Source organism: Streptomyces sp. NPDC037054, assembly GCF_055606745.1.
Genome location: NZ_JBVJSJ010000007.1, coordinates 475665 through 490132 on the forward strand (window position 1 = coordinate 475665; position 14468 = coordinate 490132).

The 14468-nt window shown below is 69.6% G+C and carries 16 protein-coding genes; 8 read left to right on the forward strand and 8 right to left on the reverse strand.

The genetic code is table 11. The annotated features are described in order from the left end of the window. Positions 1 to 17: 17 nt before the first annotated feature. The 7 genes from ACZ7D7_RS19960 (at position 18) to ACZ7D7_RS19990 (ending at position 5146) form a co-directional block, all read left to right on the forward strand. The gene (locus ACZ7D7_RS19960) at positions 18 to 299 is read left to right on the forward strand and encodes a metal-sensitive transcriptional regulator (protein ID WP_470825820.1); all 282 of its coding nucleotides are present in this window, start codon (positions 18 to 20) and stop codon (positions 297 to 299) included. Positions 300 to 466: 167 nt separating this feature from the next. Beyond that, positions 467 to 853: a BlaI/MecI/CopY family transcriptional regulator gene (locus tag ACZ7D7_RS19965; protein WP_470825858.1), complete on the forward strand. Its 387-nt coding sequence runs from the start codon at positions 467 to 469 to the stop codon at positions 851 to 853. Between the two features lie 161 nt (positions 854 to 1014). Further along, positions 1015 to 1830 carry a M56 family metallopeptidase gene (locus ACZ7D7_RS19970; protein ID WP_470825821.1) on the forward strand — a complete coding sequence of 272 codons (816 nt, stop codon included), beginning with the start codon at positions 1015 to 1017 and terminating at the stop codon, positions 1828 to 1830. A 97-nt stretch (positions 1831 to 1927) separates the two neighbouring features. Further along, a complete protein-coding gene (locus tag ACZ7D7_RS19975; RefSeq protein WP_470825822.1) occupies positions 1928 to 2404 on the forward strand; it encodes a GNAT family N-acetyltransferase in 477 nt (158 codons plus the stop codon). Between the two features lie 178 nt (positions 2405 to 2582). After that, entirely contained in the window at positions 2583 to 3443 is an 861-nt protein-coding gene (locus ACZ7D7_RS19980; protein ID WP_470825823.1) for a class I SAM-dependent methyltransferase, read from the forward strand. A gap of 211 nt (positions 3444 to 3654) precedes the next feature. Then, a complete protein-coding gene (locus ACZ7D7_RS19985; RefSeq protein ID WP_470825825.1) occupies positions 3655 to 4602 on the forward strand; it encodes a helix-turn-helix transcriptional regulator in 948 nt (315 codons plus the stop codon). A 106-nt stretch (positions 4603 to 4708) separates the two neighbouring features. Beyond that, the gene (locus ACZ7D7_RS19990; RefSeq protein ID WP_470825826.1) at positions 4709 to 5146 is read left to right on the forward strand and encodes a Fur family transcriptional regulator; all 438 of its coding nucleotides are present in this window, start codon (positions 4709 to 4711) and stop codon (positions 5144 to 5146) included. A 78-nt stretch (positions 5147 to 5224) separates the two neighbouring features. On the opposite strand, the gene ACZ7D7_RS19995 is transcribed toward ACZ7D7_RS19990, so the two are convergent. From ACZ7D7_RS19995 to asnB, 6 genes are all read right to left on the reverse strand, one after another. Further along, positions 5225 to 5566, reverse strand: coding sequence for a hypothetical protein (locus tag ACZ7D7_RS19995; protein ID WP_470825827.1), 342 nt, complete (start codon positions 5564 to 5566; stop codon positions 5225 to 5227). Between the two features lie 293 nt (positions 5567 to 5859). Beyond that, the gene (gene mshA, locus ACZ7D7_RS20000) at positions 5860 to 7161 is read right to left on the reverse strand and encodes a D-inositol-3-phosphate glycosyltransferase (protein ID WP_470825860.1); all 1302 of its coding nucleotides are present in this window, start codon (positions 7159 to 7161) and stop codon (positions 5860 to 5862) included. Between the two features lie 112 nt (positions 7162 to 7273). Beyond that, a complete protein-coding gene (locus ACZ7D7_RS20005) occupies positions 7274 to 8854 on the reverse strand; it encodes a class I tRNA ligase family protein (RefSeq protein WP_470825828.1) in 1581 nt (526 codons plus the stop codon). 47 nt (positions 8855 to 8901) lie between these two features. Beyond that, positions 8902 to 9639 carry an SDR family oxidoreductase gene (locus ACZ7D7_RS20010; protein ID WP_470825830.1) on the reverse strand — a complete coding sequence of 246 codons (738 nt, stop codon included), beginning with the start codon at positions 9637 to 9639 and terminating at the stop codon, positions 8902 to 8904. A gap of 138 nt (positions 9640 to 9777) precedes the next feature. Beyond that, positions 9778 to 10737, reverse strand: coding sequence for a PrpF domain-containing protein (locus ACZ7D7_RS20015; protein ID WP_470825831.1), 960 nt, complete (start codon positions 10735 to 10737; stop codon positions 9778 to 9780). Then, entirely contained in the window at positions 10734 to 12533 is a 1800-nt protein-coding gene (asnB, locus tag ACZ7D7_RS20020; RefSeq protein ID WP_470825832.1) for an asparagine synthase (glutamine-hydrolyzing), read from the reverse strand. Before asnB ends, ACZ7D7_RS20015 begins: the two co-directional genes overlap by 4 nt. Before the next feature lie 111 nt (positions 12534 to 12644). Between asnB and ACZ7D7_RS20025 the strand changes: the two genes are divergently transcribed. Further along, positions 12645 to 13385 (forward strand): PIG-L deacetylase family protein, encoded by a 741-nt coding sequence (locus ACZ7D7_RS20025; RefSeq protein ID WP_470825833.1) that lies wholly within the window; start codon positions 12645 to 12647, stop codon positions 13383 to 13385. Between the two features lie 11 nt (positions 13386 to 13396). Here ACZ7D7_RS20025 and ACZ7D7_RS20030 read toward each other — a convergent pair whose 3' ends face one another. Next, complete coding sequence (locus tag ACZ7D7_RS20030) at positions 13397 to 14086, reverse strand: maleylpyruvate isomerase family mycothiol-dependent enzyme (protein ID WP_470825834.1); 690 nt, start codon at positions 14084 to 14086, stop codon at positions 13397 to 13399. 18 nt (positions 14087 to 14104) lie between these two features. Continuing rightward, positions 14105 to 14468: adenosylhomocysteinase (locus ACZ7D7_RS20035; protein ID WP_470825835.1), on the reverse strand; the 364-nt coding region annotated here is incomplete at its 5' end.

Consider the following 14468-nt stretch of genomic DNA (forward strand, 5'->3'; position numbering starts at 1 on the left):
AGGAGAAGGAGGCCTCCGTGGCCGGACAACAGACACACCGGGACGTGATTCTCCGACGGCTCCGCCGCATCGAAGGCCAGGTGAGGGGACTGCAGAGGATGGTCGAGGAGGAGACCTACTGCATCGACGTCCTCACCCAGGTCGCCGCCACCAACGCCGCACTCCAGTCGTGCGCGCTCGCCCTGCTGGACGAGCACCTCAACTGCTGCGTGACGGAGGCAATCGTGGAAGGGGGCGAGCAGGCCAGGACCAAAGTCAGCGAGGCTTCCAAGGCCATCGCCCGGCTCGTACGGGCGTGACCTCCGCGCTGCGGGCCCGGACGATGGAATCCCCGGGCCCGCAGCAAGCCCGACTTCCCTGCCGCAACGGCACCCCCTGTACGAAGTCTCCGTGTGCCCATTCATGGCGGCGAGAGGTGCCATACGATGTGAGGCACCTCGGCGACGAGGAGAAAGAGGGGCAAGGGGTGCGACGGCTGGGTGATCTCGAAGCCGAAATCATGGACCGGCTCTGGCGCTGGGGGCGGCCCGCCACGGTCCGGGAAATCGTCGATGACATCAATCGCATCCGGCCCGTCGCCTACACGACCGTGATGACCGTCGCCGACATACTCCACCGCAAGGGCCTGCTGCGGCGACAAAAGACCGGGCGGGCCTGGATCTACGAACCCGTGCGCAGCCGAGAGGAATACACCGCAGCGCTCATGCAGGACGCGCTCGGGAACACGGAGGATCGCCAGGCCGCGCTTCAGCGCTTCGTGGAGCACATGCCGCCGGAGGACGTGTCCGCCCTGGCCGCCGCCCTGCGTGCGATGGGACGTTTCCCCACCGCCGAAGAGCCGGGAGCACCCTAATGATGGAACTACCGTCCGACTCTGGCGAGTTATTCATAGTCGGCCACCATCCGCTGCCGTCCCTGGCGGTCGCACTGTTGGCCGGCGTTCTGCTGCCGAGAGTGCTGTCCCGCAGTCACTGGGCGTACCGGGCGCCCCGGTCGGCCCTCGGGGTGTGGAGCGTGCTCGCCCTGGCCCTCACCGTCTCCCTGTCGTGGACGGTCCTGCAACTGCTGCTTCCGGCGGCAAGCAGCCACGACTTGTCCCGCGTCGTTGGAGCGTGCGTCACGTCCGCGGCGACAGACTGCGGCCCTCTCCTCGGTCTGGGAGACCTGGACCCCCGTACCTGGGCGGCCGTCTGCGCGGCGGCCCTCGTGCCTGCGGCGTTGGCCGTCGCTGTCGTGCGTGAACTGCTCAGTGCCAGACGCCATCGGGCACGTCACGTCGATCTGCTGCGTGTGGTCGGCAGCAGACGGCCGGAACTGCGGGCCACGGTGCTGCAGCACGACACGCCGGCCGTGTACTGCCTGCCGGGCCGCACACCGCAGATCGTGGTCAGTTCGGGCGCCCTCCGGGTGCTGACCGAGCAGCAACTGTCCGCCGTGCTGGAGCACGAAAGGGCACACATCTCGGGCCGCCACCACCTGCTCGTGGCCGCGGCCGCGGCCTTCGGTGCCGCTTTCCGAGGGCTGCCACTGGCCGGTAGCGTGCGCGCCGAAGTGCCGCTGCTGCTGGAAATGATCGCGGACGACCGGGCGTTGCGCCGGTGTTCGCGGGATGCGCTGGCCACCGCCCTGTACGCGGTGGCGTCCGGGCAGGCACCCGTCAAGGCCTTCGCGGCAGGTGGGCCCTCGGCCGTGCTGCGCATGCGCCGCATCCTCACGCCGCACGCCATGGGCTCGCCGGCTCTGCAGACGGTGTTTGTGGTACTGGCCGCAATCGCCGCTCTGACTCCGCTTATTCTGGCGTGCTGTTCCGTCCCAGGTCTCATCGACTGACCCCTCGATTACGGAGACGTGCGTTTTCCGGTTGACGGGCGAATGCGGCGCTATTGTGGGGCGCCGGCGCGACAGACACCCCGGAGGTGCAGACCTGATGCGCGCGGTCCAAGTGCGTTCCGCCGCGTCCGCCGAGGCGGCCGCCATATCCCAGCTGCTCGCCGCGGTGATACGTGAGAGCTACGCGGGCCCTCTCGGAAACTGCGCCGTGGAACGTCTCGTGAGCGTCAATTGCTCGCTCCCTCGCATCAGCGCGGAAATTGGGATTCCGGGCGGGGCGCCGAGCTGGCTGGGCTGGCTGGTCGCCACCGAGGCCGGCGGGCAGATCGTCGGCCTCGCCGCAGGCGGCGTACCCGCGCCGGGCGAGGGCGAGGTGTACGCGCTGTGCGCCGCGTCGAACCGTCGGCGCGCCGGGATCGGCAGCGCACTGCTCTCGGTCCTCACCGAGCGCATGCGAAGGCACGGTGCACGCCTTCAGTCCGTCAGCCTGCCGTGCGAGGCCGACCCGTCACTGCCGTTCCTCACGGCTCATGGCTTCGCGGGCGCGAACCGGCGATGGAGCCGGGAGATCTGAGGACCATCCCGGTCACCCGACTCGGGCCTCCCTGGCGTACACACGCGTTGGCGTGAACGCGCATCCGTGGACCCTGGCCCGGGACGAAGCCTTCCGGACACGATGGTGTTGCGGAGCGGTCCCGGCGGCACGGGGCCCGCCCGAACGGCAGGGACCGGTCGAGCCACCTGGAGGAGCGATGCACACACGGACCGGCACACCGGTGAGCCCCGCGCTCGACCCCGTCCCACCGTCCGGGTTCACCATCGTCTCCCCCACCCCGCCGTCCTGGCTTCCAGGCCTCGAGTCCCCCGCTCCGCAGCCCGACGATCAGCTCTGGCTGGGCAACGCCCTGTTGGGGCCTTTCAGCGGTGACATCGTGGACTACCTGGCCCTGGCCAGGGCCACCGGCGGACCCGTGCTCGACCTCGGCTCCGGCGCCGGCCGGCTCACCGTCCCGTTCGCCCGCCACGGCTTCGCCGTCGAGGCCGTGGACCTGGACCCCCCGAGCCTGGCCAGGCTGCGCGCCTGGGCCGACCGCATCGGTCCCCAAGTGAGCGCCCGAGTCACCACCACGCATGCCGACCTCGTCCGACTCCAGTTGCACCGGCGCTACCGTCTGGCCCTGCTCGCCGGCGCGATGATCGCGGCGATCCCCCCGCCCGCCCGACCCGGCGTGCTGCGTGAAATCGCCGCGCACCTGGACTCGGACGGTGCACTGGCGCTGGACTTCACAGCCCATGACGCGGCGGATCTCGCTGAACACCCCTGCCGAACCTGGGCCTTCGAGGTACCGAGGTTCGACGGGGTCACGGAGTGGGTCGTAGCCCGACAGGTCTTCGACCTCACCACCATGAGCGAGCAGATCACCTACTTCGTCGAGCGATCCGAGAAGACACGGATCCACAGGTCGGTCGCGACCTGCTACAAGTGGATCGTGAACCAGGGCGACCTGCTCCGTGAACTGCGGACCGCCGGATTCCGCATCACCGACCGGCGGCAGCATCGGCTCAACGAGCAGACCCGGAGCGTCTTGCTGGTGTGCCACAGCATCAAGTGACGCGCGTCACATTACTAAGCTGAATCGGAGTTGATGAGCATCACGTGTGACAAGGTGTGACCGCGGCGACTCGGAGAATCACGAGGGGGGTCATTTCGCGGTGGTACACGGCAGCGGGAGAACGGGGAGTCAAGCCACCGATCTGGCCCTCGCGTTCTACCAGAGACTCCGTGCGCGAGGGGCGTCCAGCTTACGGGAAGTCGCATCCGACATGGACCTGTCGGGCGACGAACGCGACCGATGTCGCGAGGAGTTGATCGGCCTCGGACTCGTCGTCCCAACGGGACGACTGCACGACAACCGCCTGGAGCTCGACGCCGGCCGAGCCTCGGAGGCGGAGACAGATGCTGTCACCGTCATCGCACCGGAGATCGCCCTGCTGAGGCTTCTGGAGCGGGAGCGCACCCGGCTGCGCAACCATCTCGAGCAGGCCGATCGCGCGCACCGCACCCTCAAGACCCTGGCCGGCAATTTCCTGCGTGCCGAAACCCTCACCCAGGCGACCGGCGTCGAAGTCGAGATCCTGCACGACTACCGCCGCATCCAGCAGGTACTTGAGGACATCACGGACACCGTGCAGCACAGCCTCGCTTCGATGCATCCGATCGCGCGCGGCAGGGAGATACCCGAGCGGGCCCTCAACCGCGACCGTCGGCAGATCGAGCACGGCGTGCAGGTGCGATCCATCTTCAGCCAGCGCCTCACATCCGTTCCCGAGGACGCGGACCATTTGAGGTCGAAGGCGAAGATCGGCGTACAGGTGCGCCTCTCGCCGGTCGTTCCCATGAACATGATCATCGCTGACGAGCAATTCGCCCTCCTCCCGGTCGACCCAGAGGACGGCTCGGCAGGGGCCATCCTGGCTCGCGGCCCCGCTCTCGTGCGCTCCTACCTGACGCTGTTCGAACACTGCTGGCACACCGCGACGCCCTACGGCGACCAGGTGGAGGCGGCACGCGGCGGTGATGGGCTCACCGAGCAGCAGCGCGCGGCCCTGCGCATGCTGGCCTCCGGCATGAAGGACGAGAAGGTGGCCCGCAGCCTCGGGGTTTCCCTGCGCACCGTCAGCAGGATGATCTCCGAGTTGATGCAGGAGTTGGGCGCGTCGAGCCGCTTCGAAGCGGGAGTGCGCGCGAGCAGGCTGGGCTGGCTCGACTGACCACCCGTGCGTCGGGCCCGAGAGGGCACCGACGGCTGTCCTGCGCCCCCTGGCGGACAAGAGGTACGATTTCTTCAAACTTTTGGTCCGACCAGACGGCGGAGAGATGACAGGCGAAGCAGTGACGAACGGGCGCGAGGCGGCCATCCAGCAGCTCCGCGATGTCGGACTGCGCGTGACGAGCCCTCGCCTGGAAGTGCTGCAAGTACTGGCGGCCGGCGGGCACCGCGACGTGGAGGAACTGACCACCGCGGCCCGAGACCGCCTGGGCACGCTTACTTCCCAGGCGGTCTACGAAATGCTTCGGCATTTCCTGGAGACTGGTTTGGTGACCAAATTCGAGCGCCCCGGGTGGCCGGCCGTCTTCGAACTCGCGGGAGTGCCGCACCATCACGCCCTGTGCGTCAACTGCGGGCGGGTGGAGAACATCACTCATGAGACACCGACCCTTCCCTCGAAAAACCTCAAAGACTGGCACGTGAATGAGGCGGATATCGTCTTCAAAGGCCTGTGCCCCGCTTGCAGGCCTTCGAACAACCATTGACCGGTTCGGACGTCACACAGGAACAAGCCCCGGGGATGCCGCTCTGAGCGGCATCCCCGGGGCCCCACCTTGTGCCCGCTAGAGGGCGTAGGACGCGTTCGGCCAGTTGTTGTCCACCGGCTCCACCGGAGCCACCGGCCAGTTGTTGTCCTCCGCCACCACCGGCTCCACCGGAGCCACCGGCCAGTTGTTGTCCTCCGCCACCACCGGCCCCACCGGAGCCACCGGCCAGTTGTTGTCCTCCGCCACCACCGGCCCCACCGGAGCCACCGGCCAGTTGTTGTCCTCCGCCACCACGGCCCAGTGCGAGACAGAGGCCTCGGCCGGCATTGCGGTCACTACGGCGCCGCCCACGACCGCGCCACAGAGAAGCACAGCGAAGGCGAACTGACGGACAATGCGGAATCCGGTGGTGCGCACGACCGCAGACACTTTTCCTCCAGGATGCGAATGGGATTTCCGCCTTTTCGGCGCCCGTGCCGCCGGGCTCCCTTGAAGGCATTTCCATCATCACTCGCCCTCCAGTGGGAATCTACGATTCCACAAGTCGTGGATATGTCATGGCGCGGATATGACATCACTCCAGCAAGGGAGGCGGCGAGTTCACTCGACGCTTGGGGAGTCACTTCAGCCATACAGGGTGGATCCGGCCAGAATTCAGGACAGGCGACCCATTTTGGAATGACTCGCACCTTTGGTTTGACCAAAAAATGCTAGGCTGGTACTGCGGTCCTTCCATTCCTCCAGGAGGGAGTGGCCGCCGGGGCAGGGGCGTGCCGCCGCCTCTGCCCCACCTGCGCGACCCGGTCCTCAAGCGCACGCTCGTACACCTGCAGCGTCCGCCCGGCTGCGGCACCCCAGCTCATCCCTTGGGCATGCCGTACAGCGGCCGCTCCCATCACGGCTGCCAATGCCGGATGCCTCGCGAACCACAGCAGGCGGCGCGCGTAGTCGCCGGGCTCGTGCCCATGGACGAGCAGCCCCGTCTCCCCGTCCCGTACCGCCGTCGGCAGTCCCCCGACGGCTGCGGCCAGCACCGGAGTGCCGCAGGCCTGTGCCTCCAGGGCCACCAGGCCGAACGACTCACTCCGCGAAGGCACGACCAGCACGTCGGCCGCCCGATACCAGTCTGCCAACACACCCTGCGGAACAGCCCTTTCAAAGTGGATCACGTCCAGGAGACCCAGCTTGGCGCACAGTTCACGCAGTTCGCCGGGCGCCCGCATCCCCGCACCGCTGAGTCCGCCGACGACCGGCACGACCAGTCGTCGGCGAACGTCGGGCGCCTCCTGCAGCAGGTCCGCCACGGCGCGGACCATGACGTCGGGCCCCTTGAGCGGCTGGATGCGGCCGGCGAACAGCGGGACGAACGCCTCCTGCGGCAGGCCCAGCCGGGCGCGCGCCGCTCTCCTGCCGTCCGCGGGCCGGAAGGTCCGCGTGTCCACCCCGGGCATCACCACATCTGTGCGGTGCGGAGCTGCCCCGCACAGTCCTTGCAACGCGAGCGCCTCCTCAGGGGTGTTGGCGATGAGCCGGTCGGCCGTGGCGGCGATCCGGCTCTCGGCGTGGACGCGCATGACCGGCTCCGGCCTGTCGCCAGGTGCGAGGGAAGCGTTCTTGACCCGCGCCATCGTGTGCATCGTGTGGACCAGGGGGACATTCCACCGGCCGGCGGCGACGCCGCCCGCCTGGCCCGACAGCCAGTAGTGCGAGTGCACCAGGTTGTACGGGCTGTCCGTGCCCGCCCTGAGGAGGGCGAGGGCGAACTCCAGCACCAGCCCGGGCATCGCCTCCTTGGGCAGGGCGCGGCGCGGGCCCGCTTGCAGGTGCCGCACCTCGACGCCCGGGGCGATCTCGACGCGGGGCGGGTGGGCCTCGCCCCGGCAGCGAGTGAACAGGTCGACACGTGCGCCCTGTTCGGTCAGGGCCCGGGACAGTTCGACCATGTAGACATTCATGCCGCCCGCGTCGCCCGTGCCGGGCTGGTGGAGCGGCGAGGTGTGGACGCTGAGCATGGCAATGCGCAGGGACACGAGGAGACTCCTTCAGCTTGAGGTGCCCGGAAAGCCGTTGGGCCCACCCGCTGCCGCCGAGCGCAGCGGATGGGCCCAAGGGCTCACCGGGTGATCAGAAGCCGAAGACAGGTCCGGACGGCGGAGCCAGCCGCGTGCCCGATGCCGGCGGGGTGAGCGCCGCCGGCACCACCGGGCCACCGGGCTCCAACCGGAGCGCCTGCGCGAGCCGCCCCGCGCCCTCGGGCATGACGGGCCACGCCCAGGACGTCAGCGCCGCGGCCACCGCCAACTGGGCCACGAGCGGGGCGCAATGACGTCCGTCCCTGGTCGGCCGGCGCCTCTCAAAGTCGTTGACGTAGCCGAAATCCGTCGTGCATCGCACCACTTCGTCCAGTATCGCGACCGCGCGACGCGGGTCGAACGCCTCGGGCCCGTACGCCTCCCGCACGTCTTCGGCGGCCCGGTGCAACCGGCGCCTCAGTGCCTCCCAGCCGTCGCCTCCAGGCTCCGCGTCGGGAACGCGTCCCGCGCACTCCTCGCGCACCGCGGTGAACAGCCGGTTGAGCCAGCTGTTCCAGGTGCCGTCGAGGATCTCCCGGGTACGGTCGAGTTCGCCGACGCGGAAGTCGGTGCTACGGCCGAGCGGCCTGGCCTCGAGGACGTGGCGGCGCAAGGTGTCGGAGCCGAACTCGGTGAGCAGGTCGAGGGCCCACACCGTGTGCGTCCCCTCGGACTCCTTTCCGTTCTCGGCGTCGATGCAGTACGTCTCGTTGACGTGGATCTCCTGCGGCAGTTTGACGCCACGGGCGACGAGGATCGCGGGCAGCAGGACCACGTGGCAAAAAGAGTGCCCGAACCCACAGAAGTGGATGGCTCGTTCGGGAAGCGGCTTCTTGTCGAAGCCGTAGCCGAACAGGTGCATCGCGGCGGCTTCGAAGCAGGCGTCGATGCGGTGCCCGGCGAAGCCGTCGACGGGCACCTCAACGCCCCAGTCTCCCGGGTGACTGACGGCCACGTCGGGCAGGCCGTCCTCGATGAGGCTCTCGCACAACACGGCCAAGCGCGGCGGCAGCCCCGCGGAGCGCCAGTAGTCGGCGAGCGGTTCACGCAGTGGCTCCAGCGGCAGGTAGAGGCGACGGCAGCGGCGCGGTCGGCCCGGCGCGCCGCACAGGGCGCACACCGGGTCGACAAGGTCGCCGTCGTTCGGCCTGGCGCAGGCGTGGCACAGGCCGCCCCCGCCGCGTGTGCCGCAGTGCGGGCAGTCACCGGTGACATGGGCACCGTGCAGCCACCGATCACAGGGCTCGCAGTACGGCAGCAGGCGGGTGCGGGGAGCGATGACGTCCTGCGCGTACAGGTACAGGAACAGGTCCTGAAGCCAGCGGCGGTAGCCGCGGTCGCGTCGGGGTTGCACAATGTGGTCGAACTCGACGCCGGAGCGCAGCCAGTCCGCGGTGATCGCAGTACGGAAACCCTCGGCGACCTCCTCCGGCTTGCGGCCACCGCGCAGCGCCCGGACATCCACCGACTCTGCGTGGTCGGCAGTGCCCGTCGTGAACAGTACGGACCGGCCGTCGGCTCGCAGATGACGGCTGAGGACGTCGGCGGCGACGTACGGACCGGCGAGGTGCCCGATGTGCAGCTCGCCGTCGCTGTCGGGCGGGGTTGCGGTGATCCAGAGCGGAGTACTCATGGACGAAGCTCCTTGACGGTCAGGTGACGCTGCTGGGCCGTCGCCACTCAGCGGGGCTCGAAGTGAAACGAGCGGATGAAGCAGTCGCGTGGCTGCTCGACCGCGTAGACGATGCATTCGAAGAGGGCCTGGGTCGTGAGCTTTTCGTCGGGATACTGTGCGTCTCTTCCGATGCCCTCCCATTCCGCGGAGCGCGGGTCAGAGGTGGAGAAGTCGGGTGGGTAGAGGGAGAAGACGCGGACACCGGAGGGACGCAGCCGGCGCGCGAGGATGTCGGCGAATCCGGCCTGGGCGCCCTTGGCGGCGTAAAAGGCTTCGTGTGCCGGGTAGTCAGCCGCGCCGCCCGGATTACAGACGGCGACCATGTTGATGATGTCGGGGCGTTTCGAGGCGCGCAGCAGCGGCATGAAGTGCTTGACCATGAGCACCGTGCCGCCCGCCGTGGACTCAATGGTCTCGACGATGGAGGCGTCGGAGGCGTCCTCCAGCTCGAAGCCGTCAAGCCAGCGTGCCCCGTTGTTGACGAGCAGGTCCACACGGTCCGTGTGCTCACCGACCTGCCGGGCGAAGGTCCGGATGTCGGCGGGGCGGCTCAGGTCGCAGCCGAAGGTGTGGATGCGGCTCGTGGCCTCGCCGAGCATTTCGGTACGGGTGCGTTCCGCGGCCTCGACCGTGCGGGCCGAGACGTAGACCTCGGCACCCAGGTGCGCAAATCCAATGGCGATGGCGCGCCCGAAATACCGGGACGCCCCGGTCACCACGACACGCATGTTTTCGAATTTCATCCTGGAGATCACTCCCCGGTCGGGACGCAGCAGAGAAGAATTCCCTTTGCCCTGGCGGGAATGCCCGGCGGGAATTGCTGACCGATCTCCAGGGTGGCAGACGAGTGGGCCCTGACCAGGCCCTGAGCGGCTGCGCGTTCACGCCGTGACGCGGATACGCCAGGGGACGCGCACGGCGCGTTCGAGGACCTGGGCGCGCTTGCCGTGGACGGCGACGTGCCGTAGGCAATCCGCGGTGGCCTCGGCCGAAACGCGGACGGGGCCGGAGGGCGTGTCGAGTCGCACGCAGCGTGCCACGGGGACGCTCTCCGCGTACGCGGGGTGCTTCGCGTGCGCAAGGCGCGCGGGCAGCGTGCCGTGGACGACCGTGCCCGCCGCCAGACACGCGCTCCCCGTCAGCGCCAGGGCGGGATGCCAACCGGAGACGGTCACGGCGCGGACCGCCAGCCGTCCGGGGCGGTACGAGCCGACCGCCGCGATCTTGGGCAGCGCGCCCCGGGGTGGCATCCCCAGCAGCCGTGCCGCGGCGGCCCTCACCGCGATCAGCCGCCCGAGCACGGCGGGACCGGCCGTGAACAGCGCCTGTTCCGAGTCGAGGCCGAGGTCGCGGGCGTCGACGAAGACGTACGGGTTGCCGTACCGGAGGATCGACACCGGCAGAGCGCAGAGCCGTTGCGCGGGGCGGCCGGTGGGCAGCAGGTCCGGCAAGCGGGCGAGCCGTTCCAGACGTACCGTGTACGCGCCGTGCGGCTCCGGTACGCACACCACCGTGTCCCCGGTGGTCACCGCCCGCACCCGCGTCGTCCCCGGCCTGCCGGCGCCGACGACGGCCGCCAGCAGCGAGTGGCCGCAGCCGGTGCGGAAGTCGAAGCCGTCCGGCAGGCACTGCACGAAGCGGTAGTCCAGGTCGTGTGCCGGGTCGGCGGACGCTCCGAGCAGGGCGAGCTTGCGGATGTGGCCGCGCCCCGTTCGCTCCAGCCAGCGTCTTACGACGGTGAGTTCGTGGTGTGAGGCGAGGGCGCCTGTGGGCAACCGTTCCCCGCGCAGTACGAGGGTCGGGCCGGGGGCGCCCTCGGCCCGGACGACGTCGCCGATCACGCCGCGCAGCCGACGGACACCCGCAGGCCCTGGGCGACCTCGGTCCACAGCTCGTGGACGGCCAGCGCCCACAGAGTGAGGGCATCCTGGTCCGAGGGGCGCTCGGCGTGCCGGGCGAGTACCGCCTGCACTCGCTCCGGCCGCACCTGCCCCGCCCGCGACAACCTTGACGGCGCGAGCAGTTCACGCACCGCTTCGAGCAGCGGGCCGCCGGGAGCGAGCATGGCTGACAAGGGCAGCGTGAAGGGCTGTTTGGGCCGGTTCAGCACGCTGCGCGGCAGCAGGTCACGCCCCGCCTCGTACAGCGCGCGCTTGCCGTGGCGTTGCTCGGCGGGCAGGGCACCGGCAACCGCGGCCACGGACGGCTGGCAGAACGGCATCCGGGCCTCCACGGCCCAGGCCATGCTGAGGTGGTCGACGCGGCGCAGATGATAGGCGGGCAGCCTCCAGCGGGTCTCGAACCCGGTGAGGGTGGTGACGCGGTCGGTGCGCGAGGCCCGAAGCTCGGCTGTGATCCGGTCGGCGACGGAGCCCTGCTCAACGATGAAGGCCCGGTAGTCGGGGGTGTAGAGCCACTCACGCATCAGCCGGGGAGCGGCGCCCAGCGCGTCGACGTACGCCCCGGTCCAGTCGATGCCCTCGGGGGCGGCGAGGGCGGCGCGCACCCGGTCGTAGCCTCCGAAGAGTTCGTCGGCGCCGTCTCCGGTGAGGGCCACGGAGAAGCCCGCTCCTCGCACGGCCCGGAAGAGCGCGTAGGTGCTCAGGGCGATGGGGTCCGCGTTGGGCTGGCCCAGGTGCCTGACAGTGCGGGTGAGCAGGGAGGGGAACTCGGCGGGGTCGGCGTCGATCTGGTGGTGGAAGGTGCGGGCGCGGCGGGCCACGGCCTTGGCGTAGGTGTGCTCGGCGGCGGGCCAGCGGCCGCGGTAGCCGAGGTAGAAGGTGTGCAGCGGCGCGGTGTGTTCGGCGGCGAGCACGGTCACGATTCCGGAGTCGAGTCCGCCGCTGGTAATGGCGCACACCGGGGCGTCCGCGTCGGCCAGTCGGTGCACCTCGTGACGCAGGGTGTCCAACACGCGGCCGGCCGGCGCGGGTGCGGCCTGTCGGGGGCGCCGGCGCAGGACCCGCAGGCCCTCGGTGCCGCGGGCCACGGCGGTGGCACCGGGCGGAAGGCTGCGAATGCCGCGCAGGGCGGTTTCTGTGCCGAAGGGGGTCTTGGTGGCGAGGACGGTGTCGAGGGTCTCCTCTCGGGGGTCGGCGGGCACGCCGTCGAAGGCGAGCAGCGCCGGGATCTCGGAGGCGAACCGCACGGCCCCGTCGGGACCTTGGTGGTAGTGCAGCGGTTTCATGCCCATCTCGTCGACCGCGAGAACAAGATGAGGCTGCCCGGCGCGCAGGTCGAGGACGGCGACGGCGAACATGCCGTCGAGGTGCTCCGCGAACGCCGGGCCGTACTCGGCGTACAGCGCGGGCAGGAGCGTTCCGTCGCAGGCGTCGGGGAAGCGGTGCCCGCGTGCGGTCAGCTGCCTGCGCAGCTCACCATGGTTGTAGATCTCGCCGTTGAGGACGGCGGTAATGCCAGGGGCGGTGGCCAGCCGAAAGGGCTGCGAGCCGCCCGTCGGATCGGTGATGGCCAGCCGGTCGCAGCCGAGCGACCAGCCTCGTCCGGCGAGCACACCGCTCTCGTCGGGGCCGCCGTGGCGCTGCCGAGCCGACACCGTGGCCAGCTCGGGCCCTGTCGCCGCCACGGCGAAGGAGCCGAAGATCCTGCACATGCCGGTCGCCTCCGGTTCTCGCATTCAGCATTGTTTTGAATCTACCAATTATTTGTCTGGCACGTAAGTGCCATGTCGCAGACACGCCACCGGCCATGCCTTGTCGCCCGGTCACCCGATCAACAGGCTTGCTCCATGGACGAGTTCACGACCGACTCCCCCGAGCGCGGCGCACCCGAGAACCTGCTGGTGGTGGCCGCGCACCCGGACGACATCGAGTTCTGTGTGAGCGGCACGGTGATGCAGTGGATCGCACGGGGCACCCGCGCCACGTACTGCATCGTCACGGACGGCGACGCGGGCGGGTACGACGAACGGCTCCCCCGGCAGGCGATGGCAGACCTGCGCCGCGCGGAGCAGGTGCACTCGGCCAAGCTCAGCGGAGTGCGCGACGTGCGTTTCCTCGGCTACCCCGACAGCTTCGTCGAACCGAGCGTCGAACTGCGCCGCGACCTGTGCCGGGTGATACGCGAGGTGCGGCCCACGCGAGTCATCATCCCTAGCCCTGAGATCAACTGGAACCGGGTGGCGGACTTGCACCCCGACCACCGAGCCGTCGGCGACGCCGCCCTGCGCGCGGTGTATCCCGAGGCGCGCAATCCCTTCGCCCACCCCGAACTGATCAAGGACGAGGGCCTCGAGCCCTGGATCGTCTCCGAACTCTGGCTCATGACCGGCCCGACGCCCAACCAGTACGTCGACGTCACAGGTGTCTTCGACCGGAAGGTCGACGCCCTGCGCATCCACACCTCGCAGACCGCCCACTTCGACGACCTGGCCGGTCTGTTGCGCGAGTGGCTCTCAGAACACGCCAGGGCGGGCGGCCTGCCACCGGGCCGCCTCGCCGAGGCCTTCCAGATAGTGAGGACCGACTGAGCAGACCGGGGTCACCGGTACATGCACAACTCCTGTTCCGTCGCCCCGTACAGCTCGTAGCGGGTTCCCACGAGCGGCCGGCCCGCGTAAAGGCGGACCAGTGTCGGCACGTCGCCCCAGAACTGCGCCGCGGGCCGGCCCTCGATCTCGTTGCCGAGAACCAGCGGCGGCGCGCCACAGCCGAGATAGGCGTGCAAGCGCGGGGTTTCCCGTCGTCGGCTGGTCACTTCGAGGAGCGGCAACGCGTACGCCGTGCTCTTCCCGTCGTACGCTCCCGGCTCGCCGAAGGCCTCGCGTACGTCGCCGGCGTGCACCCACTCCCCCAGCGCGACCGCGTCGAGCCGACCGTTCTCGTGGCCGGCGATGACCTCCCCCGCCTCGGTGAAGCCCCGCTCCAGCTCGTCGAGGACGCGGTTCAGCGGCCAGTCCTCCCGCTCGGCGACGTCGGCGGCGTTCGCCTCGGGCAGGAATACGCCTTCCTCCAGGCGGCCTTCGACGATGCGGACCAGTGCTGCGCCGCAGTGCGCGAGAAGTTGGCGCACTGTCCAGCCTGGGCAGGCTGTGCGCAGCTCGAACCGCTCCTTGCCGGCCGCGTGAAGCAGTGGCATCAGTGCGTCACGTTCGGTGCGGAGCAGCAGGCCGGGGAGTTCGGGGTCGCGCTCCCGCTCATCGGTTTCGGATTGCGCGGAGTGCTCTGACATGGTGGATTCTCCGGCTGCTCAGTAGCGGTAGTGGTCCGGCTTGTACGGGCCCTCGACCTCGACGCCGATGTACTCGGCCTGCTCGGGGCGGAGCGTGGTCAGCTTCACGCCGAGCGCGTCGAGGTGGAGACGGGCGACCTTCTCGTCCAGGTGCTTGGGCAGCACGTAGACACCGGTCGGGTACTCGTCGGGCTTGGTGAACAGCTCGATCTGGGCCAGGGTCTGGTCCGCGAAGGAGTTGGACATCACGAACGACGGGTGACCCGTGGCGTTGCCCAGGTTCAGCAGGCGGCCCTCGGACAGCACGATGATCTTCTTGCCGTCCGGGAACGTCCAGGTGTGGACCTGCGGCTTGATCTCGTCCTTGACGATGCCCGGGACC

What these genes read in the sequence shown, in the direction of transcription:
- ACZ7D7_RS19975 (WP_470825822.1), top strand. Translation starts at nt 1,928, where the DNA reads ATGCGCGCGGTCCAAGTGCGTTCCGCCGCGTCCGCCGAGGCGGCCGCC.
- ACZ7D7_RS19980 (WP_470825823.1), top strand. Translation starts at nt 2,583, where the DNA reads ATGCACACACGGACCGGCACACCGGTGAGCCCCGCGCTCGACCCCGTC.
- ACZ7D7_RS19985 (WP_470825825.1), top strand. Translation starts at nt 3,655, where the DNA reads ATGGACCTGTCGGGCGACGAACGCGACCGATGTCGCGAGGAGTTGATC.
- ACZ7D7_RS19990 (WP_470825826.1), top strand. Translation starts at nt 4,709, where the DNA reads ATGACAGGCGAAGCAGTGACGAACGGGCGCGAGGCGGCCATCCAGCAG.
- mshA (WP_470825860.1), bottom strand. Translation starts at nt 7,161, where the DNA reads ATGCTCAGCGTCCACACCTCGCCGCTCCACCAGCCCGGCACGGGCGAC.
- ACZ7D7_RS20005 (WP_470825828.1), bottom strand. Translation starts at nt 8,854, where the DNA reads ATGAGTACTCCGCTCTGGATCACCGCAACCCCGCCCGACAGCGACGGC.
- ACZ7D7_RS20010 (WP_470825830.1), bottom strand. Translation starts at nt 9,639, where the DNA reads ATGAAATTCGAAAACATGCGTGTCGTGGTGACCGGGGCGTCCCGGTAT.
- asnB (WP_470825832.1), bottom strand. Translation starts at nt 12,533, where the DNA reads ATGCGAGAACCGGAGGCGACCGGCATGTGCAGGATCTTCGGCTCCTTC.
- ACZ7D7_RS20025 (WP_470825833.1), top strand. Translation starts at nt 12,645, where the DNA reads ATGGACGAGTTCACGACCGACTCCCCCGAGCGCGGCGCACCCGAGAAC.
- ACZ7D7_RS20030 (WP_470825834.1), bottom strand. Translation starts at nt 14,086, where the DNA reads ATGTCAGAGCACTCCGCGCAATCCGAAACCGATGAGCGGGAGCGCGAC.